The following is a 5148-nucleotide window of genomic DNA, read 5'->3' as shown; positions in this document are numbered from 1 at the left end:
GAGGCCGAAGAACGATACTACGCCATGCTGGACGCACCAGCCATGGCCGCATAACTTAAACCAAACGGTCTCCGGCAAACTCGGGGCGGTTCAGGTGTCAAGGCCGCAACCACCCCGGCCAAACTACTGCCGACTGTGATGATCGCATTCGATACCTCCGGTTTGACGCTAACGCCAAACCCGGTCGCAAGCGCAATCAAACCCAACCACGTGCTGCGTTCTTGCAGACGGCTCAATAGATACTGCATGGCTATCTCCTGCCAGAGAAGGGGAAAGATCAGTCCAACGCCAGGGCGGCGGCAGACTGGTACAAGGCGAGGGGGTAGGCATCCCCCACGCCATTTTCGTGTCGAACAATGGCCTGCATCAGCCCAACCCAGGTTTCAGGCGTCCGGGGAAGTTCGGCGTCGGGCGCAACGTTCAGGGTTCTTGCCACCGCAGCGATATAAGCGTTGGTGTTATTTTCCGTCGGCGGGGCGTAGCGGCGCAGAATCGTCGCCACGCTGCGGCAGTGGTAAAGATCGTAATAGGTGCGCAAAACCCGCCCAAGGGCGCGTAAGCCCCAGAGCGGTTCCAAGAAAACCACAAATTCGGCATCGCCCGATTGGTCGGGGACCATGCCGCGCCAAATTGTGTTTGTGCGCCGGATATTGCCGGGATTGTGATTGCGGATGCCGCGCGGAAGCGTGACTGCCGTCATGGGAAAATCCTCTTCATAAGGTGAGTGAGATGGTCCCAGCCGCCGCCCGCGAGCCACCCAAAAAAACCGCCACCGCCGACCGCCATTGCAGTTTTCGGCGCCTTCGGTGGGCCGATATCTTCAAGGGCGGAAACCCGCTCCTCAAGACGCTCGACCCGCTCCTGCCCATAGTGCAGGTGCAGCTTCATTTCGGTGGTCACTTCGGCCAGCGATTGCGACAGGTGATGCAGGCTTTCGGCGGCTTGATCGAGCCGTTGCTCGGCCCGCTGCCGCCAGGCTCGGCCTTCGCGGGTTCCAGCCTGAATCTCCGCGAGAACCGCCCGTAAATCGTCGCCCACGCCCGCCCCCCCTAATTCCGCACCGCAAGGCATGCCGGAACGCTGAGCGGCGCGGGCAGCGCTTGCATTGAAGAAGGGCCGGTGACGGCATTCAGCAGATAGGTGCTACCGCCTGGCCCGAGCAGAACGAAGCGCCCACCCTGAGCAACGATAGGGCGTTCGGCCTGATAGGCCCCCGGCGCCGCGGGGTATGGGGTTGTGAGGGCCTGGAAGGTCAGCCCGGAATCGGTGGTATAGCCTGCCTGGGTGTCGCTATAGGCATGCGCCAGCAGAACACCATTGGCGTAGGCCGCGCCGCGATAATAACCGGACGTCAGAACGCTGGCATTACTTTGGTCGAACCAGGTCGACCCATCGGTTGAGCGTGCCATTCCGGGGTGGCTGGCTTGGCTTGCGGGAGCAAACCAGATGCCATTGAGATGGGCGATTTGAAATTTGTAGCTGTGCCCGGTCGTGCGCGCCACCGTCCACGCCGCGCCATCGCTCGCGCGAAAATGCCATTCAGTGCCGGTTGCAATAATTGATGCCCCCGCCTCCGACCGCTCGAAAGAGAGCGAGTCGGCGGTCGACGGGATCGTTGCGCCCTGCACGGCCCAGCTTTGACCGCTGTCGGTCGATTTGAGGACGGCCAAAGCTGCGCCGTCCCAACCGACGCACCACCAGGCTCCCGCGCGCCAACGCAAATAACCGAGGGTGGTGTAGCCCGAGGGCAGTGTCGGCACGAAACTCGACCAATTGATGGCATCGGGCGAGGCGCGCATAACGCCTGCGGTTTGATCCCAAACGAGCCAGCGGTCGCCAAAATCGGCGCTATCGCCCGTGATGCCGGGAATCAAGGTCCACGGCTGTCCCGCGCCCAAGGAGCGCGCCGCGCCGCTTGGGCCGACCGCGAGCAAGCGCTGTATGATGCTGTTATTGACCGTGATCGAAAAATTCCGATCAGCAAAAGCGCCGCTCGCCGCCGTCGCGCGGGCGGTGAAATTAAAGACTTCGGGCATAGTGATTGCCCTCCTTAAATAATGGTGATGGTGTAGGCGCGGCTGCCGAAGCGACCGGCAGGGTCGATGAGCCCAACCGTAAAGGCGTGAACTCCAAGGTTGGCCTGAGCGTTCACGGTGCCGCTGATAAGACCACCGCTCCGCGCAAGTCGCAGTCCCCAGGGAAGCAGACCAGAGGCGATATAGAAGGAGCCCGCCGGGGTTGCTGTCTGCGTTATACTGACGCTTGCCCCCACGGCGTAGGTGCCGAGATCGGACGATACCGGCGCGGACCATGTGTAAGGCTCAAGCGGCTCGAAACCACTGCCGCCCATATCCGCCGGGGTGCCCGTCAGCGCGCCCGTGCTGCGGTCAAGCCGCAAGCCCCAGGGGAGGATGCCGCCGACAATCTCATAGGTATCTGCCCCGCTGGCACCGAAGGCGAGGCTCGCCGCCTGCCCCTCCCAAACCACCCCGAGGCTACCCGCCGCCGTGCTCCATACCGGCAGGGGGCCAGGGCTATCCTCCGGCCCGCCGATCACAGCCAAGGTGCCTGCGAGCGTGCCGGTGGCCGGATCAAGCGTCACGCCCCAGGGCAGCAGGCCGGAGCGAACCACGAAGGACGTTGCCCCACTCGCCGCAAGCGCGACGGAAAAGCCCCCGCCCTGGCTGGCCGTGCCGAGGCTCCCCGCAGGCGTGGTCCATGCCGGGGCGCTTGGCGCGGGCGTCGGCGAGCCGCTGATCGTGTCGCCTGCCAGCACAAGGCCGGGCGGCAAGCTGCCTGCGGCGATTGCATAAACACTTGCCCCGGTCGCCAGCAGCGTTTGCGTGTAGGGGGCTTCCCATTCGGCATCGGTCAGAGGGGAAGTCGTGACCCATGCTGGCGGCGCATCACCAACCGGCAACCAAGCGCGTGTTGCAAGCAGCATGGTTACGCCTCCTTATAGACGATGGCGGCATCCCAACGGGTTTCCCCTTGGGCGGCGCTGAGGGCGATGCGGGTGCGGGTATTCGGGCCGGTTGCAATGGCCCCCATCGCCCCGCCGTGCCATTTGATCGTCTCGCCTGCGGGTGCGTTGAGGGTCAGCGTGCGCCCGCCCGTGCCGTCCTGATCGATGATGAGGGTCACGCCAACGATACAATTTGCGTTAGTCAGGCGCGCTGGCAGGGTCAGAGTTGCATTGCCGGTCAGGCGATAGTGATAGGTATTGTGGCTGGTGATCGGGGGCAGGGTTGCCGTCGCAGGCACATCGACCCGAACCTGTTTTTCCTCCCGGATGCCGACGAGGCGAGCATTGAGGATCGAGCCGCCGGACAGGATGCCGTTGAAGAACGTCGTACCCGCCCCTGGCGCGTCCATCGCTCGCCCACGCCATTGCGCATCGAGCGACCCACCCCGAAAGACGAAATAGGTCTCAGCAAAAGTGCCGAGATTAATCGGCGGGATCAGGCTATTTTCCCAGGTGACTCCGGTGCCGCCCGGCCCTTGGAAGATTACCGACTTCGACCCCTTAAAAGATTGGGGCTGAACAATACAAACGATCAATTCAACCCAACCGCCTGACGGACCCGAGGGGGGTAAAGCGGGAAGCCGGATCGTGATCGTGTCCTGCCCAGGGTTCGTATCCAGAAAGAAGCGATAGAAGCGCGAAACTGAAATCGCCATCGCGTCAATCGGCAACACGTTGGAGGTAACCACTCCCCCGTAATAGGGCTGGATAACGGCAGCGTTGCTCAAGCTGCCATTGCTCGCGCTGGTTAGACGCCCGAAGGCATCAACGGTCAGCGTCGGATTCGTGTACGTCCCTGCCGCAACCCCTGTCGTCGGCAGCTTGTGAACGTGATCCGCCCGCGCCGCCGTGGTGGCCGTGCCGACCGCTGCGAGCGTACCGATGTCGGAGGGCGCGGCGCTGGTGAGGCTCGTGCTCCCCGCCAGCAGGGTTGCGAGGCTAACGCGGCGGTGGGAGCCGCTTGAGGCATCGTAGAGCGGCAGTTCATCGGCGCTATCGATGGGCCCGGCGAGCGTGGGCATGCCCGGAATGGTGACATCCGGCCCGCCTTGGCCGAGGACGCTGGTGATCGCCGAGGTTAGCGGCACCAGCACTTTTTTCCAGTTGGCGAGGCTGCTCGCGGGCGGGGCACTGAGGTAAAAGGTTTCGTTCACGTCCAATCGGCGGCACACGTCGCCTTTAACGGCGGTCAGCGCCAGCATTTCGCTTTGCGATGACGCATCGAAAGTGCTGCCGAAGACGAGCGCCGGAAGATCGCTCGGGGGAATTTTGAGGTCCGCCCCGCGCGTCACCACCCCGCCCGCGCCCGAGGTTCCAAGCAGCGCCGCCGCGCCCAAGCCGAGCAGCCCGCGCGCCGCCGGGGCATCGAGCGCGCCCAGCAGCGAGAGACCAAAGGCCGTGGCCAGCAGGGTTGTCAGGTTAGCGCCGCTCTTGCTCAAAAGCCCGTCGCCGCCCAAACCCGCCAAGGCCGATACCAAGGCCGGGATGGCGGTTAAGTCGGGGAAAGCGTGGCTATGGGTCGCGGGCGGAAAAAAATCGGGTTTTCCGACAATCGCCCCCCAATCGACCGCGCCGTCACCAAGCGCCGCGACCCAGGCCGCCCCATCCCAGCGCAAGAGGCTGGCGGCGGCGATATCGATGACGAAAGCCCCGTCGGTCGGCGGCTCGAAGCTCCAGGCATTCACCGGCGCGGCCCCCGCCGGGGTTCCCACCCATTCGGCGATCTGGCCCGCCTTGCCTGCGAAAGCCCCCGTTGGGGTGGCTCCGATCAGCCAGCGCTGCTGGTGCGTGGGCGTGAGCGGCGGGGCGCTGACCGTCGACAGCACCGGCTGCCGCCAGGACGAGCCCGCGAGGCGCAGCAGCATATTATTGAGGATAAAGGCGGCATCGCGCAAAACGGTGCCGGTCCCGTCATCCGGGCTTGCGCCCGGATACAGAAGTTGCGTGTGCATGGGGATGGTTCCTAGCGAATGTAAACGAGGGTCACGGCGTCCGACACCGGGCGCATCACGCGCCAGCGGTCGCCGCGCGGCTGGCCGGTCAGCATGGGAACCTGACCCAGCAGCCCGACGAGCGCCCATTCGGGACGTTGCGAGCGCGGAATATAGGGACGCGCGGGGTCG

At 64.4% G+C, this 5148-nt stretch carries 6 protein-coding genes; all 6 read right to left on the bottom strand.

Annotation, left to right across the window (positions count from 1 at the left end; translation table 11 throughout):
* Positions 1-277: 277 nt before the first annotated feature.
* Positions 278-700, bottom strand: a complete 423-nt coding sequence (locus ACIQ36_RS18130; protein WP_395831927.1) for a structural protein — start codon at positions 698-700, stop codon at positions 278-280.
* Positions 697-1038 carry a hypothetical protein gene (locus tag ACIQ36_RS18125; RefSeq protein WP_395831925.1) on the bottom strand — a complete coding sequence of 114 codons (342 nt, stop codon included), beginning with the start codon at positions 1036-1038 and terminating at the stop codon, positions 697-699. The genes ACIQ36_RS18130 and ACIQ36_RS18125 overlap by 4 nt, the downstream gene beginning before the upstream one ends.
* 11 nt (positions 1039-1049) lie before the next feature.
* The gene (locus tag ACIQ36_RS18120) at positions 1050-2036 is read right to left on the bottom strand and encodes a hypothetical protein (RefSeq protein WP_395831923.1); all 987 of its coding nucleotides are present in this window, start codon (positions 2034-2036) and stop codon (positions 1050-1052) included.
* 14 nt (positions 2037-2050) lie between these two features.
* The gene (locus ACIQ36_RS18115; protein WP_395831921.1) at positions 2051-2944 is read right to left on the bottom strand and encodes a putative Ig domain-containing protein; all 894 of its coding nucleotides are present in this window, start codon (positions 2942-2944) and stop codon (positions 2051-2053) included.
* A gap of 2 nt (positions 2945-2946) precedes the next feature.
* Positions 2947-4977, bottom strand: coding sequence for a DUF2793 domain-containing protein (locus tag ACIQ36_RS18110; RefSeq protein ID WP_395831919.1), 2031 nt, complete (start codon positions 4975-4977; stop codon positions 2947-2949).
* An 11-nt stretch (positions 4978-4988) separates the two neighbouring features.
* The coding region (locus ACIQ36_RS18105) for a peptidase G2 autoproteolytic cleavage domain-containing protein (RefSeq protein ID WP_395831928.1) at positions 4989-5148 on the bottom strand (160 nt) is incomplete at its 5' end.

This window comes from Elstera sp. (assembly GCF_044372965.1).
Classification (GTDB): Bacteria; Pseudomonadota; Alphaproteobacteria; order Elsterales; family Elsteraceae; genus Elstera.
This window is presented reverse-complemented; position numbering and strand designations above follow the sequence as displayed.

Excerpts from the sequence above, each read along its gene's own strand:
- ACIQ36_RS18110 (WP_395831919.1), bottom strand. The coding sequence starts at position 4,977 with ATGCACACGCAACTTCTGTATCCGGGCGCAAGCCCGGATGACGGGACC.
- ACIQ36_RS18120 (WP_395831923.1), bottom strand. The coding sequence starts at position 2,036 with ATGCCCGAAGTCTTTAATTTCACCGCCCGCGCGACGGCGGCGAGCGGC.
- ACIQ36_RS18130 (WP_395831927.1), bottom strand. The coding sequence starts at position 700 with ATGACGGCAGTCACGCTTCCGCGCGGCATCCGCAATCACAATCCCGGC.
- ACIQ36_RS18115 (WP_395831921.1), bottom strand. The coding sequence starts at position 2,944 with ATGCTGCTTGCAACACGCGCTTGGTTGCCGGTTGGTGATGCGCCGCCA.